General features: G+C 62.7%; 28 protein-coding genes. 24 read left to right on the top strand and 4 right to left on the bottom strand.

The window, feature by feature from the left end; all coding sequences use genetic code 11:
• The first annotated feature begins 32 nt into the window (after positions 1-32).
• The 8 genes from nifK to hspQ all read left to right on the top strand — a co-directional run bounded on the left by nifK (position 33) and on the right by hspQ (position 6589).
• Positions 33-1592 carry a nitrogenase molybdenum-iron protein subunit beta gene (nifK, locus tag QXZ85_RS14235; protein WP_315704676.1) on the top strand — a complete coding sequence of 520 codons (1560 nt, stop codon included), beginning with the start codon at positions 33-35 and terminating at the stop codon, positions 1590-1592.
• 126 nt (positions 1593-1718) lie between these two features.
• Positions 1719-3392, top strand: a complete 1674-nt coding sequence (nifE, locus tag QXZ85_RS14230; protein ID WP_315704675.1) for a nitrogenase iron-molybdenum cofactor biosynthesis protein NifE — start codon at positions 1719-1721, stop codon at positions 3390-3392.
• Between the two features lie 10 nt (positions 3393-3402).
• Positions 3403-4800 carry a nitrogenase iron-molybdenum cofactor biosynthesis protein NifN gene (gene nifN / locus QXZ85_RS14225; RefSeq protein WP_315704674.1) on the top strand — a complete coding sequence of 466 codons (1398 nt, stop codon included), beginning with the start codon at positions 3403-3405 and terminating at the stop codon, positions 4798-4800.
• Between the two features lie 29 nt (positions 4801-4829).
• On the top strand, positions 4830-5225 hold the full coding sequence (nifX, locus tag QXZ85_RS14220) for a nitrogen fixation protein NifX (protein ID WP_315704673.1): 396 nt from the start codon (positions 4830-4832) through the stop codon (positions 5223-5225).
• 9 nt (positions 5226-5234) lie between these two features.
• Positions 5235-5705, top strand: coding sequence for a NifX-associated nitrogen fixation protein (locus QXZ85_RS14215; RefSeq protein WP_315704672.1), 471 nt, complete (start codon positions 5235-5237; stop codon positions 5703-5705).
• 18 nt (positions 5706-5723) lie between these two features.
• Positions 5724-5924 (top strand): CCE_0567 family metalloprotein, encoded by a 201-nt coding sequence (locus QXZ85_RS14210; RefSeq protein WP_315704671.1) that lies wholly within the window; start codon positions 5724-5726, stop codon positions 5922-5924.
• A 34-nt stretch (positions 5925-5958) separates the two neighbouring features.
• Positions 5959-6246 carry a ferredoxin III, nif-specific gene (gene fdxB, locus QXZ85_RS14205; RefSeq protein ID WP_315704670.1) on the top strand — a complete coding sequence of 96 codons (288 nt, stop codon included), beginning with the start codon at positions 5959-5961 and terminating at the stop codon, positions 6244-6246.
• Between the two features lie 16 nt (positions 6247-6262).
• Positions 6263-6589, top strand: coding sequence for a heat shock protein HspQ (gene hspQ / locus QXZ85_RS14200; RefSeq protein WP_315704669.1), 327 nt, complete (start codon positions 6263-6265; stop codon positions 6587-6589).
• A 159-nt stretch (positions 6590-6748) separates the two neighbouring features.
• On the opposite strand, the gene QXZ85_RS14195 is transcribed toward hspQ, so the two are convergent.
• From QXZ85_RS14195 to QXZ85_RS14185, 3 genes are all read right to left on the bottom strand, one after another.
• Positions 6749-7066 (bottom strand): hypothetical protein, encoded by a 318-nt coding sequence (locus tag QXZ85_RS14195; protein WP_315704668.1) that lies wholly within the window; start codon positions 7064-7066, stop codon positions 6749-6751.
• 26 nt (positions 7067-7092) lie between these two features.
• The gene (locus tag QXZ85_RS14190) at positions 7093-7947 is read right to left on the bottom strand and encodes a sulfurtransferase (RefSeq protein WP_315768369.1); all 855 of its coding nucleotides are present in this window, start codon (positions 7945-7947) and stop codon (positions 7093-7095) included.
• Positions 7948-8010: 63 nt separating this feature from the next.
• Complete coding sequence (locus tag QXZ85_RS14185; protein ID WP_315704666.1) at positions 8011-8469, bottom strand: hypothetical protein; 459 nt, start codon at positions 8467-8469, stop codon at positions 8011-8013.
• A gap of 199 nt (positions 8470-8668) precedes the next feature.
• On the opposite strand from QXZ85_RS14185, the gene QXZ85_RS14180 reads away from it, so the two are divergent.
• Positions 8669-9082 carry a Rieske (2Fe-2S) protein gene (locus QXZ85_RS14180; RefSeq protein ID WP_315704665.1) on the top strand — a complete coding sequence of 138 codons (414 nt, stop codon included), beginning with the start codon at positions 8669-8671 and terminating at the stop codon, positions 9080-9082.
• Positions 9083-9097: 15 nt separating this feature from the next.
• Here QXZ85_RS14180 and QXZ85_RS14175 read toward each other — a convergent pair whose 3' ends face one another.
• Positions 9098-9706: a hypothetical protein gene (locus QXZ85_RS14175; protein ID WP_316174328.1), complete on the bottom strand. Its 609-nt coding sequence runs from the start codon at positions 9704-9706 to the stop codon at positions 9098-9100.
• Positions 9707-10034: 328 nt separating this feature from the next.
• Here QXZ85_RS14175 and QXZ85_RS14170 point away from each other — a divergent pair, with 328 nt between their 5' ends.
• The 15 genes from QXZ85_RS14170 to QXZ85_RS14100 all read left to right on the top strand — a co-directional run bounded on the left by QXZ85_RS14170 (position 10035) and on the right by QXZ85_RS14100 (position 19183).
• Positions 10035-10355, top strand: a complete 321-nt coding sequence (locus QXZ85_RS14170; protein WP_315704962.1) for an iron-sulfur cluster assembly accessory protein — start codon at positions 10035-10037, stop codon at positions 10353-10355.
• Between the two features lie 44 nt (positions 10356-10399).
• Positions 10400-10690, top strand: coding sequence for a NifU family protein (locus QXZ85_RS14165; protein WP_315704663.1), 291 nt, complete (start codon positions 10400-10402; stop codon positions 10688-10690).
• Between the two features lie 9 nt (positions 10691-10699).
• Positions 10700-11914: a cysteine desulfurase NifS gene (nifS, locus tag QXZ85_RS14160; protein WP_316168531.1), complete on the top strand. Its 1215-nt coding sequence runs from the start codon at positions 10700-10702 to the stop codon at positions 11912-11914.
• Positions 11911-12132, top strand: coding sequence for a putative nitrogen fixation protein NifT (nifT, locus tag QXZ85_RS14155; protein WP_315704661.1), 222 nt, complete (start codon positions 11911-11913; stop codon positions 12130-12132). The genes nifS and nifT overlap by 4 nt, the downstream gene beginning before the upstream one ends.
• Entirely contained in the window at positions 12132-12998 is an 867-nt protein-coding gene (locus QXZ85_RS14150; protein ID WP_315741938.1) for an SIR2 family protein, read from the top strand. Before nifT ends, QXZ85_RS14150 begins: the two co-directional genes overlap by 1 nt.
• A gap of 261 nt (positions 12999-13259) precedes the next feature.
• A complete protein-coding gene (gene nifB, locus QXZ85_RS14145) occupies positions 13260-14822 on the top strand; it encodes a nitrogenase cofactor biosynthesis protein NifB (RefSeq protein WP_315704659.1) in 1563 nt (520 codons plus the stop codon).
• A 55-nt stretch (positions 14823-14877) separates the two neighbouring features.
• Positions 14878-15102, top strand: coding sequence for a 4Fe-4S binding protein (locus tag QXZ85_RS14140; protein ID WP_315741937.1), 225 nt, complete (start codon positions 14878-14880; stop codon positions 15100-15102).
• Positions 15103-15116: 14 nt separating this feature from the next.
• Positions 15117-15443 (top strand): iron-sulfur cluster assembly accessory protein, encoded by a 327-nt coding sequence (locus QXZ85_RS14135; protein ID WP_315704657.1) that lies wholly within the window; start codon positions 15117-15119, stop codon positions 15441-15443.
• Between the two features lie 15 nt (positions 15444-15458).
• Positions 15459-15992 carry a hypothetical protein gene (locus tag QXZ85_RS14130; RefSeq protein ID WP_315704656.1) on the top strand — a complete coding sequence of 178 codons (534 nt, stop codon included), beginning with the start codon at positions 15459-15461 and terminating at the stop codon, positions 15990-15992.
• Positions 15985-16758, top strand: coding sequence for a 4Fe4S-binding leucine-rich repeat protein (locus QXZ85_RS14125; RefSeq protein WP_315741936.1), 774 nt, complete (start codon positions 15985-15987; stop codon positions 16756-16758). Before QXZ85_RS14130 ends, QXZ85_RS14125 begins: the two co-directional genes overlap by 8 nt.
• A complete protein-coding gene (locus QXZ85_RS14120) occupies positions 16755-17078 on the top strand; it encodes a nitrogen fixation protein NifZ (RefSeq protein ID WP_315704654.1) in 324 nt (107 codons plus the stop codon). Before QXZ85_RS14125 ends, QXZ85_RS14120 begins: the two co-directional genes overlap by 4 nt.
• Positions 17075-17314, top strand: coding sequence for a nitrogen fixation protein NifZ (locus QXZ85_RS14115; protein ID WP_315704653.1), 240 nt, complete (start codon positions 17075-17077; stop codon positions 17312-17314). The genes QXZ85_RS14120 and QXZ85_RS14115 overlap by 4 nt, the downstream gene beginning before the upstream one ends.
• A gap of 15 nt (positions 17315-17329) precedes the next feature.
• Positions 17330-17686 carry a DUF3024 domain-containing protein gene (locus QXZ85_RS14110; RefSeq protein ID WP_315704652.1) on the top strand — a complete coding sequence of 119 codons (357 nt, stop codon included), beginning with the start codon at positions 17330-17332 and terminating at the stop codon, positions 17684-17686.
• A 16-nt stretch (positions 17687-17702) separates the two neighbouring features.
• Entirely contained in the window at positions 17703-17972 is a 270-nt protein-coding gene (locus QXZ85_RS14105; protein WP_315704651.1) for a hypothetical protein, read from the top strand.
• Positions 17969-19183, top strand: a complete 1215-nt coding sequence (locus tag QXZ85_RS14100) for a DegT/DnrJ/EryC1/StrS family aminotransferase (protein ID WP_315704650.1) — start codon at positions 17969-17971, stop codon at positions 19181-19183. The genes QXZ85_RS14105 and QXZ85_RS14100 overlap by 4 nt, the downstream gene beginning before the upstream one ends.
• Positions 19184-19201 lie beyond the last annotated feature (18 nt).

Here is a 19201-nt window from a genome sequence, read left to right as displayed (position 1 = left end):
CGATCGACACAGGAAATTGAGAGGGTTGTCCCATGACACAAAGTGCCGAACATGTGCTCGATCACTTCGAGCTTTTCCGTGGTCCCGAATACCAGCAGATGCTGGCCAACAAGAAGAAGATGTTCGAAAATCCGCGCGATCCTGCGGAGGTCGAGCGGGTGCGCGAATGGGCCAAGACGCCCGAATATCGCGAGAAGAATTTCGCCCGTGAGGCGCTGACCGTCAACCCGGCCAAGGCCTGCCAACCGCTCGGCGCCGTGTTCGTCGCCGTCGGTTTCGAAGGCACGATGCCGTTCGTCCATGGCTCGCAGGGATGCGTGGCCTATTACCGCAGCCATCTGTCGCGCCACTTCAAGGAGCCGAGCTCCTGCGTGTCGTCGTCGATGACCGAGGACGCGGCGGTGTTCGGCGGCCTCAACAACATGATCGACGGTCTTGCCAACACCTACAACATGTACAAGCCGAAGATGATCGCGGTTTCCACCACCTGCATGGCGGAAGTGATCGGCGACGACCTGAACGCGTTCATCAAGACTTCCAAGGAGAAGGGCTCGGTGCCGGCCGAATACGACGTGCCGTTCGCGCACACGCCCGCCTTCGTCGGCAGCCATGTCACCGGCTACGACAATGCGCTCAAGGGCATCATCGAGCATTTCTGGGACGGCAAGGCTGGCACCGCGCCGAAGCTCGAGCGCCAGCCGAACGAGAAGATCAACTTCATCGGCGGCTTCGACGGCTACACCGTCGGCAACCTCCGGGAGATCAAGCGCATCTTCAAGGTGATGGGTATCGACTACACGATCCTCGGCGACAACGAGAATGTGTTCGACACCCCGACCGACGGCGAGTTCCGCATGTATGCCGGCGGCACGACGCTGGAAGACGCCGCCAACGCGATCCACGCCAAGGCGACCATCTCGATGCAGGAATATTGCACCGAGAAGACCCTGCCGCTCATCAAGGCGCACGGCCAGGAGGTCGTTGCGTTCAACCACCCGGTCGGCGTCACCGGCACCGATGCGTTCGTGATGGCGCTGTCGCGCATTACCGGCAAGGAAATCCCGGAAGAGCTCGCGCTCGAACGCGGCCGCCTGGTCGATGCGATCGCTGACTCCAGCGCGCACATCCACGGCAAGAAGTTCGCGATCTACGGCGATCCCGATCTCTGCCTCGGGCTGGCCTCGTTCCTGCTCGAACTCGGTGCCGAGCCGACCCACGTGCTTGCCACAAATGGCAACAGGGACTGGGCCGAGAAGGTGCAGGCGGTCTTCGACAGCTCGCCGTTCGGCAAGAACTGCCACGTGTATCCCGGCAAGGATCTCTGGCACATGCGCTCGCTGCTGTTCACCGAGCCGGTCGATTTTCTGATCGGCAACACCTACGGCAAGTATCTGGAGCGCGATACCGGAACGCCGCTGATCCGCATCGGCTTCCCGATCTTCGATCGCCACCATAAGCATCGCTATCCGGTGTGGGGCTATCAGGGCGGCCTCAACGTGCTGGTTACGATCCTCGACAAGATCTTCGACGAGATCGATCGCAACACCAACGTGCCGGCGAAGTCGGACTACAGCTTCGACATCATCCGCTAAGACGCGACGGAGCGCGGTGGCATGGCCGCCGCGCTCCGGCTCTGACCAGGGCAGGGCTCTTGGGGAAGACAGCTGATTGTCTGAGCCGTGCTCGAAGGCGCTACGGTCCGTCAACAGGAGAAGCCAATGAGCTCGCTTTCGGCCACCATCCAGAACGTCTTCAACGAGCCTGGTTGCGGTAAGAACGCCAACAAGTCCGAAGCCGAGCGCAAGAAGGGCTGCACCAAGCAGCTGCAGCCGGGCGGCGCGGCCGGTGGCTGCGCCTTCGACGGCGCCAAGATCGCGCTCCAGCCGCTCACCGACGTTGCCCATCTGGTGCATGGTCCGATCGCCTGCGAGGGCAATTCCTGGGACAACCGTGGCGCGGCATCATCCGGTTCCTCGATCTGGCGCACCGGATTCACCACCGACATCAATGAGACGGACGTGGTGTTCGGCGGCGAGAAGCGCCTCTACAAGGCGATCAAGGAGATTATCGAGAAATACGATCCGCCGGCCGTCTTCGTCTATCAGACCTGCGTGCCGGCGATGACCGGCGACGACATCAACGCCGTGTGCAAGGCGGCGTCGGCCAAGTTCGGCAAGCCGTGCATTCCCGTCAATTCGCCCGGCTTCGTCGGACCGAAGAACCTCGGCAACAAGCTCGCCGGCGAAGCGCTGCTGGAGCACGTGATCGGCACGGTCGAGCCGGAAATCACCACGCCCTACGACCTCAACATCATCGGCGAATACAACCTGTCGGGTGAACTCTGGCAGGTGAAGCCGCTGTTCGACGAACTCGGCATCCGCATCTCGGCCTGCATCTCGGGCGACGGCCGCTACAAGGAGGTGGCGTCCTCGCATCGTGCGCGTGCGGCGATGATGGTCTGCTCCAAGGCGATGATCAACGTCGCCCGCAAGATGGAGGAGCGCTACGGCATTCCGTTCTTCGAAGGCTCGTTCTACGGCATCCAGGATTCCTCGGACTCGCTGCGCGAGATCGCGCGGCTCCTGGTCGAGCGCGGCGCACCGTCCGATCTGCTCGATCGGACCGAAGCCGTGATCGCGCGCGAAGAGGCCAAGGCGTGGGCTGCGATCGAGCCCTTCAAGAAGCGGCTCACCGGCAAGAAGGTGCTGCTGATCACCGGCGGCGTGAAGTCATGGTCGGTGGTGGCGGCGCTGCAGGAGGCCGGCATGGAGCTGGTCGGCACATCGGTCAAAAAGTCGACCAAGGAGGACAAGGAGCGCATCAAGGAGCTGATGGGCCAGGATGCGCATATGATCGACGATATGGCGCCCCGCGAAATGTACAAGATGCTCAAGGACGCCAAGGCCGACATCATGCTGTCCGGCGGCAAATCGCAATTCGTGGCGCTGAAGGCGGCGATGCCCTGGCTCGACATCAACCAGGAGCGTTCCCATGCCTATATGGGCTATATCGGCATGGTGAAGCTGGTCGAGGAAATCGACAAGGCGATCTATAACCCGATGTGGGAGCAGCTGCGCAAGCCGGCGCCCTGGGAGAAAGCGGATAGCAACTGGCAGGCCAGGGCAATCGCCCAGGCCAATGCCGAAGCAGCCGCACTCGCGGCCGACCCGGTCGCGGCCGAAGCCGCACGGCGGGCCAAAAAGATCTGCTTCTGCAAGACGGTCGATCTCGGCACGATCGAGGATGCGATCAAGGCCCATGGCCTGACCGACGTCGCCGGCGTCAAGCAGCATACCAACGCTTCGGGGGGCTGCGGCGCCTGCGCGGTCCGGGTCGAGGATATTCTGGCCGCGATGAACGCGCCCACAAACCTGCTGCAGGCAGCGGAGTAGGGCGCTCGCCATGGCCAAGGTCACCATCGGAAAGAAGGCCTGCGCGGTCAATCCGCTCAAGATGAGCCAGCCGATCGGCGGCGCCTTCGCCTTTCTCGGGCTGCGCGGCGCGATGCCGTTGTTGCACGGCTCGCAGGGCTGCACCTCGTTCGGGCTGACGCTGTTCGTGCGCCATTTCAAGGAAGCGGTGCCGATGCAGACCACAGCGATGAGCGAGGTTGCGACCGTGCTCGGCGGCTATGAGAACGTCGAGCAGGCGATCTTGAACATCCATAAGCGGCAGAAGCCCGAGATTATCGGCATCTGCTCCACCGGCGTCACCGAGACCAAGGGCGATGACGTCGACGGCTACATCAAGCTGATCCGCGAGAAGCATCCGCAGCTGGCCGACTATCCGCTGGTCTATGTCTCGACTCCGGATTTCAAGGATGCGTTCCAGGACGGCTGGGACAAGACCGTGGCCAAGATGATCGAGGTGCTGGTCGAGACTCCGACCTCGACCCGCCGCGATCCGGCGCGCGTCAACGTGCTGCCGGGCTGCCATCTGACGCCCGGCGACATCGAGGAGCTGCGGACTATCTTCGAGGATTTCGGGCTGGAGCCGTCCTTCCTCCCCGATCTCGGCGGCTCCCTTGACGGTCATATCCCGGACGATTTCGTGCCGACCACGATCGGCGGTATCGGCATCGACGAGATTGCGACCATGGGCCGGTCGGCCTGGACGATCGCGATCGGCGCGCAGATGAAGCGGGCGGCCGAAGCCATGCAGGCCAAGACCGGCGTGCCGTACCGGCTGTTCGAGCGTCTCTGCGGGTTGCTGCCGAACGACGAGTTCATGACGTTCCTGAGCGAGATCTCGGGACGCCCGGTGCCGGCGAAATATCGAAGGCAGCGCGGCCAGCTGGCCGATGCGATGCTCGATGCGCATTTCCACATCGGCGGCCGCAAGCTCGCGATCGGCGCCGAGCCGGATCTGTTGTTCGATGTCTCCAGCATGCTGCACGAGATGGGCGCCAAGATCGCGGTGGCGATCACGACGACCCAATCGCCGGTACTCGAGCGCATGCCGTGCGAGGAGGTCCTGATCGGCGACCTTGAGGATCTCGAGAACCAGGCCAAGGACCGCGCGTGCGAGCTGATGATGACGCATTCGCATGGGCGCCAGGCGGCAGCGCGCCTGAAAATCCCATTCTATCGCGTCGGCTTTCCGATGTTCGATCGGCTCGGCGCCGGCCATTTGATGTCGATCGGCTATCGCGGCACCCGCGACCTGATCTTCACCTTGGCCAACCTCGTGATCGCCGATCGCGAGGACAATCGTCAGCCGACCCCGGATACCTGGCGGGATGCCTGGCACGAGACGGCTGGAGCGCAGCCGGACTCCCCAGTCGTCGCGCCGCTGCACTGATCGCCCACTTCAAGAGAAAGGACGCTTGCATGAAGGTCGCATTCGCTACCCAGGACTTGAAGAGGGTCGACGCGCATTTCGGCTGGGCCAAGAACATCGCGATCTACGATGTGAACCCGGAAGGACATCGCTTCGTTGAAGCTGTCGAGTTCGACGGCGACCTGAAGGAGGATGGCAACGAGGATAAGCTCGCGCCGAAGATCGACGCGATCAAGGATTGCGCCATCCTCTACGTCGCCGCGATCGGCGGCTCGGGGGCTGCGCGTGTCGTCGCCAACAACATCCATCCGATGAAAGTCAATCAGCCCGAAGAGATCACCGATCTGCTCGGCAAGTTGCAGGATGTATTGAAGGGCAACCCGCCGCCTTGGCTGCGCAAGGCGCTGGCCAAGGGCCAGGAGCGCGTACTCGATTTCGAGGAATGAGGATCAATCATGTCTGATACAGCGGTCGTAATCGAAGCCGTGCCTGATCTGGAGCGGCCTTTCGTCAAGGAACTGATCAAGATCTGGCGGGCGCAGGACACCCACGGCGCCTGGGAGGGTAAGAGCGACGTCGATCTGCTCGATCCCTACATCCTGGACAAGGAGAAGCGGCGGGCGCTGCCGATCATCGGAGATCCAGATCCCGAAACGATCTGGCGGATGGAGCTGTTCTACAACGCGGTTGCACTCTCGATCGAGAGGGCGACGGGCGTGATGATCTCGCCGATGCTCAAGATGAGCCATGAAGGTTTTGGTCGCATGGTGCTGATCGGGGGCCGCCTGATCGTCGTCAACAAGCAGCTCCGTGACGTGCATCGTTTCGGCTTCGACAATCTCGGCAAGCTCGCCGACGAGGGGGACAAGTTCGTCAAGTCCGGCGTCGAGATGATCGAAAAGTTCAAAGACGTCGCAAACTACTGAGAACGGCGAGGAGAAGCGATGAGCGACCTGGAAACGCTGAAAGCAGAAATCAAGAAGCTTTCCGCACGTGCGATGCAGGCCAAGATGAACCTTCATGATCTGTCGGAGGAGCTCCCGATCAACTGGGATCAGATTCTCCCGACCGCGCAGAAGGCGCACGAGGCGTTTTCCGAACTGGAGAAGAAGCGTGCCGAGCTGAAGAAGCTCGAGGCTGCCTGATCCGCTCCACGTGGTTCAAGAAGGACAGAGCGTCATGTCGAATGCAACTCGCGACGGCCGCGACTGGCGGCCAGATTATCTGGTCGCGATCGATGCCCAAAAGTGTATCGGCTGCGGCCGCTGTTACAAGGTCTGTGGCCGCGAGGTCATGACCTTGAAAGGGATCAACGATGAAGGCGAGTTCGTCGAACTCGACGACGATGAAGACGACGAGGTCGAGAAGAAGATCATGGTCATGAATGACACTGGTGCCTGCATCGGCTGCGGCGCCTGCGCCCGTGTCTGTCCGACCAACTGCCAGACCCATACGCCTGCGCCTTGAGATCAGCGAGTTCGGCATGAGCGCCATCGAAGCCAAGTTCACGATCGGACAGGTGACCCGGCACCGCGTCTATGACCTGCGTGGAGTGGTGTTCGACATCGATCCGGCGTTCTCCGACGACGAGGGATGGCGCGCCATCACGATGGATGCGCGTCTCACCAGGGAGCAACCGTTCTACTATCTGCTCGCCGAGTGCGGTGACAGCAGCTATATCGCCTACGTGCCGGAGCAGAACCTGGTCGCGGATGTCTCGGGTGAGCCGGTGCAGCATCCCGACATCGGGGCGCTGTTCGACATGGATGACGACGGTGCCTATCGCTATCGCGGCCGGATTTTTCAGTGAATCCGCCGCGAGGGCAGACGGCATTGGCCGCGTAAGGCGTGAGTTCGCCATGCCGTCATTGCGAGGCGCGTAAGCGCCGAAGCAATCCAGGGGGCGTTCCGCCGAAGCAGCCTGGATTGTTTCGCTCGCGATGACGAATTCAACGCGCGTAAAGGCCCGTCACTCGATCCCCTGCTCGCGGGCTTTCCACATCGCAGCGATCCGGAACCGTTCGTTGATCGCGGTGGGATTAGCCAGGATCTCCGCCTGGGCGGCCGCGAACGCCTTCTCGACGATCTCGGCCTGTTCCTTGGTCAGGGTGACGCGTCCGGCCATGTAGGCAGCATCGGGCGCCGCCTGCCAGATCTTCCGCCGGTTCGGATGCATCTTCACTTCGACCAGCTCGAAGGCTTCGAGCTCGCCATCGAGACAGATCGCGAGCCCGACCACCTCGAGCTTGCGGCCGTCTTCAGTGGTCTTGACCAGGGTCCTTGCCATGCTTCAGCTCCCGTCTGGTATGATTGTCACGCCGCCGCCGGCGTGTCGTCGGTCAGGCTCCATTCCGCCCACGAACCGTCGTAGACGGCCGCGCTCGGAATCCCGAGCCGATACAGCGCCAGTGCGACCATGCACGACGTGATGCCGGAGGCGCAGCTCGTCAGGATCGGCTTGTTCAAATCGATGCCGGCCGCGGCAAAGCGCGCCGCAAGCGCGTCCGGCCCGAGCAGCACGCCGGTATCCGCATCGACCAGATCGGCCCAGGGCACATTGGTCGCCCCTGGAATATGTCCCTGCCGCCGGAAGGCGAACACATCGGCCTGACTGCCGTCGAACTTGCCGGGACCTCGCGCGTCGATCAGTTGCGCTGCACCGGTCTGCAGGTTGGCCGTGACGTCGGCGACGGTGGCGACCAGGTTGCCATTGAAGCTTGCCTTGAAGCTGTTCGGCGCGGGACGCACCGGTGTCATCTCCGCCGGCAGCTTTTCCTTGGTCCACTTTCCGAAGCCTCCGTCGAGCATCGCAACGTTGTCGTGCCCGAATACGCGGAACATCCACCATACCCGCGCGGCGGCCGCGCCGCCATAAAGGCGATCATAGACGATCACGCGATCCGCATTGCCGATGCCGAGCAGCCCGACCTTGTGCGCAAAATCCTCTGCGCTCGGTAGCATGTGCGGCAACGCGGTCGACTTGTCGGCGACCTGATCGATGTCGAAATGCACGGAGCCCGGCAGATGCCGGCCGCGATATTGGGTGCGGCCATCCAGATTGGTGCTCGGATGATGCCAGGTGCAATCGAGGACCTTGACCTCGGGATCCGTCAGATGCGCCGCCAGCCATTCCGTGCTGACCAGGGCGTCACAGGCTTCCGTGCTCATGGGTGTTGGCTCGTGATGTCGCGAACATGAAAGGGGACAGGCGGCACGGGTCTTGGACCGTGCTCAGAGCGTTTTCGGCATCGCATAGCCGGGGCGCGGATGTGCATCGTAGTATTCCGGCCGCTCCGGCCAGCCACCCTCGGCGATGATCTTGAAGCTCGCAATCTTGACCGGCGCGCCCGGCGAGCACGACACTTCGGCAAATTTGATCTCGCGCTCGCCCGGGCCGGCGGAGAAATCCGCCACGGTGCTGCCGTCCGCCTTGCGGGCGCGAGCGAAGCCGGGCGTGCCGACCGTCGAGGCGGGCACCGAGGCCGCAACGAAATTAGGTTCTTCCAGCCCATCCTTGGACGGACCGAACGCCGGCGAGCCGAAGGTGAACGTCGCGAGTACGCCGCTGCGATCGACCGCCTTGTCGGCCGTGATGGGGCGCGCCACCGAATAGACCGTCAGTGTCCCGCCATCCAGGGCGGTCTTGATGTCATCCAGCGAGCTTTCGACGAAATCCAGCGCAACGTTCATGTCGATCTCCTTACACAAAGGTGTTGAGATCGAAATTTTCAAGTTTTGTGCCAGTTCGTCATGGCCGCACTGGCAGACTGTGGCTCGGCTGCGGAGTTGCGCGAATCTTGCAGCGCCGATCGCGAGTGGAGCCGATCGGGGCGGTGCGATGGTTCGTGCCGGCCGATCTCGGGAACACCATTGAAGGACGAGGACCGACATGACCACCAACGTCGCTTACGCGATCTGCAGCATTAATGACATCCCGAGCCGCCGCGCCATGGGTTTCAATTTGATGATCGTCGAGGAGGACGGCACCAAGCGGCCGTGGCCGATCGTCGTCGTGCGCTGGGGCAAGCAGGTGTTCGGCTACGTCAACCAATGCCCGCATGACAAGGTCAATCTCGACTGGGAGCGCAATCAGTTCCTCGATCCGAACGGGCTGCGCATCTTGTGCGGCAAGCATGGATCGCTGTTCGAGATCGGCACCGGCACCTGTGTGGACGGGCCTTGCAAGGGCGAGAGCCTGACGCCGGTGGCACTGGCCTTGCTGGATGACGATATCTGCGTCACCGGCGTGACGCTCGTCGAGGACGACGAGGTCCTCCCCGACGAGGAGCACGAGGAGAATTGAACGGATCAGCCCGGCCTACACCGGGCGGTTCTCGTTGCGGTTCTTGACCGGCTCCATCTTGGCCAGGGCGTCGGCATAGGCGACGAGTTCGAACGGCTCGCTGTAGCCTTTGGCCGCGTCCAGAACGTAATCGAGCTTGCCCGCGGTATCGAGCTTCTTGATGTCGTTCTTGTCGATCGAGAGCAGATCGAGCATCTCCTTCCACACTGTGGATTCGTCACAGGGCAGCACATAGAAGGTGATGTCGCCCATCTTGATGCGGTATTTCACCAAGAGGTCGATGTTGTTGCAGAACATGAAGTAGCTGCCGTCGGGGCGCAGCAGGTCGTTCAAAACCTCAGCCGCAGCTTCGAGATAGGCGAGGGAATGGATGTAGCCGGCCAGCACCGGAATGGTGCTCTCGCCGTCCTGGACCACCGTCAGGACCTGCTCGACCGAGAAGTCCGGCGGCCGCTTCTCGTCGGCGACCTGAGCCTGGAATTTGAGCGCGATGTCACCGCGGAAGCCAAATCGCCCGGGCTTCGTCGTCGGCCCCTTCAGCACCGCGTTGAGCAAGCGGCCTTCCTGGTCGAGGCGCGCCAGCGCCGTGGTTTCGATTGCGACCATCTTCTCCATCGTCGTCATCAACAATCCCTCGCATGTCCCTGTGTCATGAGCCGTCTCGCCGCACGGCGCGGTCGAAGGGGCGCGATGCAAATTGTCTGCCGCAGCCGGTTGAGCCCTGTTTTGACTATGGTTTTGGCCCTCGTCGTGCGGCGTTGTCGGATTTGTGCCGAACGACCGCCGACAGCAGGGCCCGGCGGGCATGAACCTGTCCTGTCGGAAACCCGACACGCGTCGGAAACGTCACAGCGCCGAACCGGAAAATTGAGGTAGATCAATTAATTGCTGCGTGGCACGAGACTTGCCAACCGCTTAGCCAACGGCCGAAAGCAACAAGGGCTATGCGATGATGATCAATCTGACCGACAGCGCAATCAATGCGGTGCGTAACGCGATCACGACCTCGGACAAGCCGGTCGACGGCTTGCGGATCATGGTGGAAGCGGGCGGCTGCGCCGGGCTGAAATACAATATGGGCCTGGTCAGCGGCACCGAGCCGGAAGACACCGTGATCGAGCGCGAAGGCGTGCGTGTCCTCGTCGATCACAAGAGCCTCGAATATCTCGAAGGCACCACGATCGATTTCGTCGTGGCGCTGGAAGGCTCCGGCTTCACCTTCGAAAATCCCAACGCGAAATCGAGCTGCGGCTGCGGCAAGTCTTTCGCCTGAAGTGGCCTTCGCCTGATCCTGACAGACATCGAAAGAAGTAAATCATGCTGGTCGAATCCCAGGGCATTACCGAAGCGCCGGCGGCGATGAGCGAGCGCGAGCGCATCATTCGGGCCGTCATCGAGGAGGTCCGCCCGAATCTGAAGCGCGACGGCGGCGACTGTGAGCTCGTCGAGATCGACGGCAACAAGATCCTCGTGAAGCTCGCCGGCGCCTGCATCTTCTGCAAGCTTGCCAGCGCGACGCTGGAGGGGATCCAGGCGCGAATGATCGAGAAGCTCGGCGAATTCGTCCGGCTGGTTCCAGTGGCCGGCGCACCGAAGGCGCGGCATTAAGGAGCGCTCGTGCGTCCGGTCTATCTCGACAACAATGCCACGACCCGCGCCGATCCTGCGGTCGTGGCGGCGATGTTGCCGTTTTTTTCGGACCAGTTCGGCAATGCCTCGTCCTCGCATGCCTTCGGGAGCGAGGTCGCGGGCGCGCTCCGGCAGGCGCGAAAGCACCTCCAGGCCCTGCTCGGAGCCGCCTTCGATCACGAGATCGTCTTTACCTCCGGAGGTACCGAATCCGATAATGCGGCGATCCTGTCCGCGCTGGAGACCCAGAGCGGGCGTGACGAGATCGTCACCACCGCGGTGGAACATCCCGCAATCCTGTCGCTGGTCGAATATCTGCGAGATCGTCGCGGCATCACAGTTCATCTGATCGGGGTCGATACTGCTGGCAGCCTCGATCTGGAAGCCTACAAACATGCGCTGAGCCCACGCACCGCGATCGCATCCGTGATGTGGGCCAACAACGAGACCGGCACGCTGTTTCCGATTTCGGAGCTGGCGCAGCTGGCGCACGCGTGCGGCGCGCTGTTCCACACCGATGCGGTGCAGGCGGTCGGCAAGCAGCCGATCGATCTGAAGGCTGCAGGGGTCGACATGCTGTCGCTGTCCGGACACAAGCTGCACGGGCCCAAGGGCATCGGTGCGCTGTATGTGAGGAAAGGAACGCCGTTCGCGCCACTGGTGCGAGGCGGCCCACAAGAGCGCCGGCGGCGCGGCGGCACCGAGAACGTTCCCGCGATCGTCGGGCTCGGCAAGGCAGCCGAGCTCGCCGCCACCCATCTTGCCGATGAGCAGACCCGAGTCCGCGCGCTGCGCGACCATCTGGAGCAGGGGATCATCGAGACGATCGGGCATTGCGCGGTGCTCGGCGATCTCGATCATCGCCTGCCGAACACGTCCAACATCGCGTTCCAGCATCTGGAGGGCGAGCCGATCGTGATGCGCCTGAACCAGGCTGGCATCGCGGCCTCGCTCGGCTCGGCCTGCGCATCCGGCTCGATGGAGCCGTCGCATGTGCTGCGCGCCATGAACGTGCCGCCCGACCTGTTGCGCGGCGCCGTTCGCTTCTCGCTGTCGCGCGACAATACGATCGACGATGTCGAGCGTGTCCTGCACGTCCTGCCCGAGATCATCGGCAGGCTGCGCGAGACCTCGCCATCCTGGCAGCAGCATCGGTCCTCGCAATCGGCGGACGCATTACGACCCACGGAGTTCACGCAATGAAAGTCATGATCCGCCGCTCGCCGGAAACGGGCCTCTCGATCTACGTGCCGAAAAAGGATCTGGAGGAGCCGATCGTCGAGGTCGAGCACGAGACCCTCTGGGGCGGCTGGATCCGCATCGCCAACGGCTGGGTGCTCGACCTACCCGAGATGGCAAAGGACACGAGGCTTCCGATCACGATCAATGCGCGCAAGCGCGGTGACGAGGGGGACGAGTGATGAACGCGCCGCTCCCTCATATCGACATCATCAAGCAGGCCGACGCTGAAGCGCTGCTCAAGGACGTGGTCCAGCGGCTCAGGGTCGGCCACGTCGTGCCGTATCTGGGGCCGGCGGTGTCCGAGCAGTCGGGTGCCCCGGTGCCGATGAGCCCGGAGGCGCTGGCCGCCTTCTTCGGCACCAAGGTCGCGCTGCCGCGGCGGGCCAAGGGCAATGCCTGGGCCTCCGCGCAGCATATCGAGAGCACGCGTCATCGTTCGACCGTCACCTCGCTGATGGCGGAGGCGTTTGCGACGCCGGTGCCGCCGACGCCGTTGCATCAGCATCTGGCATCGCTGCCACTGCCGATGATCGTCGACAGCTGGTATGACGGTGCCATGCGCGAGGCGCTCGCTGCTCGCGCCAATTGGGGCGAGGTGCAGGGCATCACCCGGGCCGGCATCGGCGAGGACCGCTGGTATCGCTTCTATGATGCATCGGGGACCGAAGCGGACCGCGACAAGGCGCCGAGCTGGACCACGCTGCTTTACAAGCCGCATGGCGGCATCACGCCCGCGAAAAACTTTCTGATCACCGATGCCGATTATGTCGAAGTGCTGACCGACATCGACATCCAGACGCCGATTCCGGACGCGGTGAAGGATCGGCGGGCCGATCGCAGCTTTCTGTTCATCGGCTGCCGCTTCAACGACCAGCTGCTGCGGACCTACGGCCGCCAAGTCATCAAGCGCTCGGGCTCCGAGCACTATGTCCTGGTCGAGCCGGACACACTCTCGAAGAACGAGCTGAAATTCTTCATCGCCGAGCGGTTGACACCGATTGCCATTCCGCTGGCGCGTGCCACCGAGATCATCATCGGCGCCTGAGCGCTGCTGTTATTGGAACCTCGAACAGCGCGGCCGCAGGCCGCGCTGTTTTGCTGTCGGCCAAGGTCGCGCTGGGCAGTCTGTAACGTTTCTAACATGGACGCGAGCGCGAGGCCTTCGCATGTTGGCAAGGCGACAGGCGCCGTGGTTTTGCTAACACGTTGATAGTCCGACAAAATGATGGTGTCCGCGGCGTGGCACGCGAGTTGCTCAACATCCCGTAAGGCGGTTTGCGGCTCGCCAGCAACGTAAGGAGCGGACATGGACGCATCAGTTCAGCACGAACAGGCGACGATACCGGACGGCGAGAAGCTTAGCGCCGTCATGCAGACCATCGCAGAACACAAGGGCTGCGGCACCTCGGGCGGTAGCGGCAAAGCGAGCTGCGGATCGGGGGCGGGAGAGGGCGACCTGCCGCCGGAAATCTGGGAGAAGGTCAAGAACCATCCCTGCTACAGCGAGGAAGCGCACCACCACTACGCCCGTATGCATGTGGCCGTGGCGCCTGCCTGCAACATCCAGTGCAATTACTGCAACCGCAAATATGACTGCGCCAATGAGTCGCGTCCGGGCGTCGTCAGCGAGAAGCTGTCACCTGAGCAGGCCGCCAAGAAGGTGCTCGCCGTCGCCTCGACCATCCCGCAGATGACGGTGCTCGGCATCGCCGGCCCGGGCGATCCGCTCGCCAATCCCGAGAAGACCTTCAAGACCTTCGAGCTGATCGCGAAGACTGCGCCCGACATCAAGCTGTGTCTGTCGACCAACGGCCTCGCGCTGCCCGACCATGTCGATACCATCGCGGGCTTCAACGTCGACCACGTCACCATCACCATCAACATGGTCGATCCCGAGATCGGCGCGAGGATCTATCCCTGGGTGTTCTGGAAGCACAAGCGCTACACCGGCGTCGAGGCGGCCAAGCTGCTCACTGATCGCCAGCTGCAGGGGCTGGAGATGCTGACCGAGCGCGGCATCCTCTGCAAGGTCAACTCGGTGATGATCCCGGGGGTCAACGACAAGCACCTGGTCGAGGTGAACAAGGCGGTGAAGTCGCGCGGCGCCTTCCTGCACAACATCATGCCGCTGATCTCTTCGCCCGAGCACGGCACCGTATTTGGCCTCACCGGCCAACGTGGTCCGACGGCGCAGGAGCTGAAAGCGCTGCAGGACGAATGCGAAGGCGAGATGAACATGATGCGGCACTGCCGCCAGTGCCGTGCCGACGCCGTCGGCCTGCTTGGCGAAGACCGCTCGGCCGAGTTCACCACCGACAAGATCATGGCGATGGAGGTGAACTACGACATCGATTCGCGCAAAGCCTACCAGGCTGCGGTCGAGGAGGAGCGCGTCGCCAAGGTCGTCGCAAAGCAGGAGGAGCTGGCCTCGCTCGCAGGTCAGTCCAGCGACATCAAGCTGCTGGTTGCGGTCGCGACCAAGGGCTCTGGCTTGATCAACGAGCATTTCGGTCACGCCAAGGAGTTCCAGGTCTACGAGCTCTCCACCGCTGGCGCGAAGTTCGTCGGTCATCGCCGCGTCGATCTGTACTGCCAGGGCGGCTATGGCGACGAGGACAGTCTCGAGACCGTGATCCGCGCCATCAACGACTGTCACGCGGTATTCGTGGCCAAGATCGGCGGTTGCCCGAAGAGCGATCTGATCGCGGCAGGCATCGAGCCGGTCGACGAGTATGCGCATGAGTTCATCGAGAAGTCCGCGATCGCCTGGTTCAAGGGATACCTCGAAAAGGTCAATAGTGGAGAGATGGCGCACGTCGTGCGCGGTGACGCCGAAATCCGCCAGGGCGCACTCATCTCGGCGGCGTAAATCTGGATCTCGGCGGCGCCAGGGGCGCCGCCGAGCCTTTCGACAGGAGCAATCGATGACTTTGAAGATCATTGCCTCGCAGTGCACGAGCTGCTCGGCCTGCGAGCCCGAATGTCCGAACGTGGCGATCTCGGAGAAGAACGGCACGTTCGTGATCGACCCCAAGAAGTGCACCGAATGCATCGGTCATTTCGATGAGCCGCAATGCGCCGCGGTCTGCCCGGTCGACAACACCTGTGTGATCGACACGTCCTTTCCGCGCTATCAGCCGCCGGCCTAAAGAGGGAGAGATCGATGAACTTTACGATCACGCCCGCGGCGCAGAAATTCATGCGGATGATGCTGCGCATCGACGGAGCGGCGGGAAGCGGCTTCAGGCTGGCGGTGTCGCCCGGTGGTTGCTCCGGGCTCGCGGCCGACATCAGTGTGGTCGGCACGCCGCTCACTGGCGATGCCGTGGTCGAACGCGACGGCGTGCGCCTGTTCCTGCCCGCGGAGAGCCGGCTGCTGCTGGACGGCGTAACGATCGATTTCGTGGATACCGCGGCCCAGACCGGCCTCGTGTTCCACGATCCCAAGCAGGTGTCGTGTTCAAGCCACGCCGAAAAGGCGCTGCAGTAGCAGGGGAAGGCTCAAATGACCACGGATGCCCGGGCCAATTCGCAGTCTGCCATCGAGGATGCGTTGCTTGCCGACGCCTTGCTCGGTGGCGGCCTGCCGGAGGAGGCCGAGTATCATCTGTGGCAGGCGGGCCTGAGCTACCATCTCGACGACGTGGCGGAGGACCATCTGAAGCAGGCCAGGTCGCTGGCGCCGGATCATGCCGCCGTCCTGATCGGCTTTTACCGGTTCTACTTCTACAAGGGACGGCTGGCCGAGGCACTGCAGATCGCGAAGCAGTGCCTCGCCAAGGCCGCTGTGGAAAACCGGCTCCCGCCGCATTGGCGTGACGTTCGCGCCACCCATGCGGACTTCGGCGATTATGGGAACATCCTGCCCCGCTTCTTTCTCTTCACTCTGAAGGGCTATGCCTATCTGCAGATGCGGCTCGGCAATCTGGTGGAAGGCCGGCTGGCCGTGCAGAAGCTGCTCGAGCTTGATCCAAGCGACAAGGTCGGTGCGCGCGTGTTGCTCGACGTCGTCGACCGTGTGGGGCTGGACGATGACTGACGACATCGACGAAGCCATCGACTGGCAGGGCAACGAGATCAGTTGTGCCGGCTGCACTCATGACGCGATGCGCGCCTTCGGCGGCTGCAAGCTCAAGCATGCGTGTGTCCACGACCGCTACGCCCGCCGGATCGATCGCTTCTTCAACTGGAATCCGGCACTGGCCAACGATTACGTCAAGCACCCGCATTTCGAGGTGCGCGCGATCGCGGCCAAGCATGCCAGCCTGTTTCATCTGCCGCCGCTGCTCGACGACCCCGAGGAGACGGTCCGCTGGAACGCGGCGCGACGGCTGCCGAAGCGCCTGGTCCTGCGGCTGCGCAACGATCCGCATCGTGAAGTGCGAATCCGCATTGCCACCGTCATCGACCCCGAAGATCTGATGCCGATGATGATGGACGAGGACTATTACGTCCGGCTCGTCGTCGCCCGCCGGATCGTTCCGTCCGTGCTCGGACGCATGATGGGGGATCCGGAAGCCGAGGTGCGCCGCGTCGTGGCGCGGCGTATTCCTTCCGACTGGCTGCTCGGTGCGGCGAGTGATCCGGATCCACGGGTCAGGCTGGAGGTGGCGGAGCGCCTGTCGTCTGATCTTTTGACTGTCATGCGCAACGATCCCGACTGGCGGGTTCGCTACGAGGTCGCGAGCCGCATTCCATTGCGCGAAGTGTCGGGACTGGCGGACGACGAGGATCCGCTGGTGCAGGAGATGGTCCGCAACAGGCTGCAGAATCGATCGGGATTGCCGATGGAGAAACCGGCATGAGCAATATCGTCAGAGACAGCGATGTCGTCGAGTTGTCCGCGCCGCCCTTCTTCGGCTTCGGCGAGAAGGTGAAGGCGAAACGGACGATCCGCAACGACGGTACCTACGCCGGCAAGGAAATTGGCGAGATCCTCGCGAAGAAGGGTGAGATTGGCTACGTCGTCAGCATCGGCACATTCCTGCAGCAATTTTATATCTACGGCGTCGAGTTCCTTGAAAGCGGCAACCGCGTCGGAATGAAGCGCAAGGAGCTCGAACTCGCGGTTCCACGCGAGGAGCTCGATGACGAACTGCCGCTGCCGGGAGCAACCAAGTCATGATCGAACCACGCCAGCCGAAATATCAGTGGGGGCAGCGCGTGAAGGCGTTGATCGATCTGCGCAACGATGGATCGTTCCCCGATGCGCCGCCGGAAGGTCTTCTGGTCGGCATCGGCGATACGGGCGAGATCGTGCAGGTCGGGACGCACACCGAGGCCAACATGCCGATCTATCTGGTGGAGTTCGGCGAACGGCTGGTTGTCGGCTGCCTGGAAGAGGAGATCGTCCCGCTCTAGGGAGATCAATGCGCCATGGCTGCCATCGCGATCAAATCTTTGCCGATCATTCCTGCGCATCCGAACGAACTGGATCGCAAGCGGATCGAGCGCGCGTTGAAATCGCGCAAGCGGTATCGCTATGTCGAACCTTTCGTCGAGCCGGCGACCGACGGCTATCATATCAAAAGCCCGTGCTGCTCGCGCAATATCGACAAGGCCGGCGGCATCGTCGATGTCGCACTGCTCTGCCACGATCGGGTGAACGGGATGTGGCGGCTGCTCTGGAAAGACCACGGCAAAGGCGCGTGGGACTTGCACAGCGTGCATCAGCGGCTGACCGCGGCTCTGCACGAGCTGAACCTCGATCCGGAACGGATATTCTGGCAGTAGAGCGAAGGGACGGGCGATGGCACTTGCCGAGCAGGAATTGAGCGAGATCGAGCAGGTCCTCACCGGGCCCGACGCGAGCGGCCTTGCCTTTGGTGAACTCCGGAAGCGGTTTCCGCATCTCGCGTTGACCAGATGCGATGCCTCCGACGTGACGGAAGCGCCGTTCCGCAGCTATCCCGCCTTTGATCTGCATCTGCTCGATGCCAGCGACCACTGCGCCCAGGTGACCGCCGATCCGGCGCGAGCGACGGGGCTGATCCTGGCCAAACGGAGCGAGCGATCATGAGCAAGCCGGTCTTGGTTCACGATGCCGACAGGATCGACGACGAGGAGACGGTCCTCACCCCCGTGAGTTCCGGGTTCATTCCGCTGTCGGATCCCGACATCACGGTGGCCGAAATCGAAGCGGTCGAGGCGAGCTTGCGTTCGCCGCGGCTGTCGAACGGTCCGTTGGTCGAAGAGTTCGAGGCCGCGTTTGCCGCCTATCTCGGCCGCAAATATGCGATCGCGGTTCCGAGCGGCACGCTTGGGCTCCTGATCGCGTTGAAGGCCTACGATATCGGTCCCGGCGACGAGGTGATTGCTTCGTCCTATTCCTTTCGCGAGATCGCGCATGCGATCAGCATCGTGGGCGCACGCCCCGTGTTTGCCGACATCGACTATTATTCCGGCACGCTCGCGCCGGCCAAGGTCGAGACACGGATCACCGAGAAGACCAAGGCGATCGTGGTCGGAAACACCAATGGCCATCCGGCGCAGTGGACTGACTTGCGCGAAATGGCGAAGAAGCACCGGCTGCCGCTGCTCGAAGATTCCACCGAGGCGATCGGCTCGAAATATAAGGGAGCGCTGGTCGGGAGCTTCGGCGAGGTCGCCATTTTCGACTTCGGCCAGCCCTTCGCAATGACCTGCGGCGAGGGCGGCATGGTCGTCACGGATGACGTTGATCTCGCGGTCGCGATGCGGCGGCATCGATCGCATCGTCTGGACGAGCGTGCCTCGGTCGTTGTCAGCAGCGCGGCATCTCACCATGCGGTCATGAGCGACGTGACGGCAGCGCTCGGTCTGGCGCAGCTGAAGCGGATCGAGGAGATCCTCGAGCGCCGCAAGCTGATCGAGCAGATTTATTACAGCCAGGTGCAATCGTTTGAAGGCATCAAGGACCCCTATGTCGGACCCGATGTCACGGATGTGAACTGGTTTCTTTATCAGGTGCACCTCGGCACGCGCTTTTCGCGGTCGAGCCGTGATTCGATCGTCGAGGATCTGCGGGTGGAGCGGGTCGAAGCGGTTGCTTATTCGAATCCGCTGCATCTGCAGCGGCATTATTTCGATCTCGGCTATCGCCGCGGCGATTATCTGGTGACGGAAAAGGTCGCAGATCGCGTCGTGGCGTTGCCGTTCCACGTCCACCTCACCGCCGACCAGATCGCCTTTATCGTTGCGACGATGAAGGACGCATCGGTCAATGTCGGTGCAGGATCGGCAATCTATTAGAGCAAGTCAAACTGGAGA

The sequence above is a fragment of the Bradyrhizobium sp. SZCCHNGR1005 genome (assembly GCF_032489995.1).
Lineage (GTDB): Bacteria > Pseudomonadota > Alphaproteobacteria > Rhizobiales > Xanthobacteraceae > Bradyrhizobium.
The sequence above is the reverse complement of the archived record's forward strand: the minus strand, read 5'-3'. Positions and strand labels throughout refer to the sequence as shown.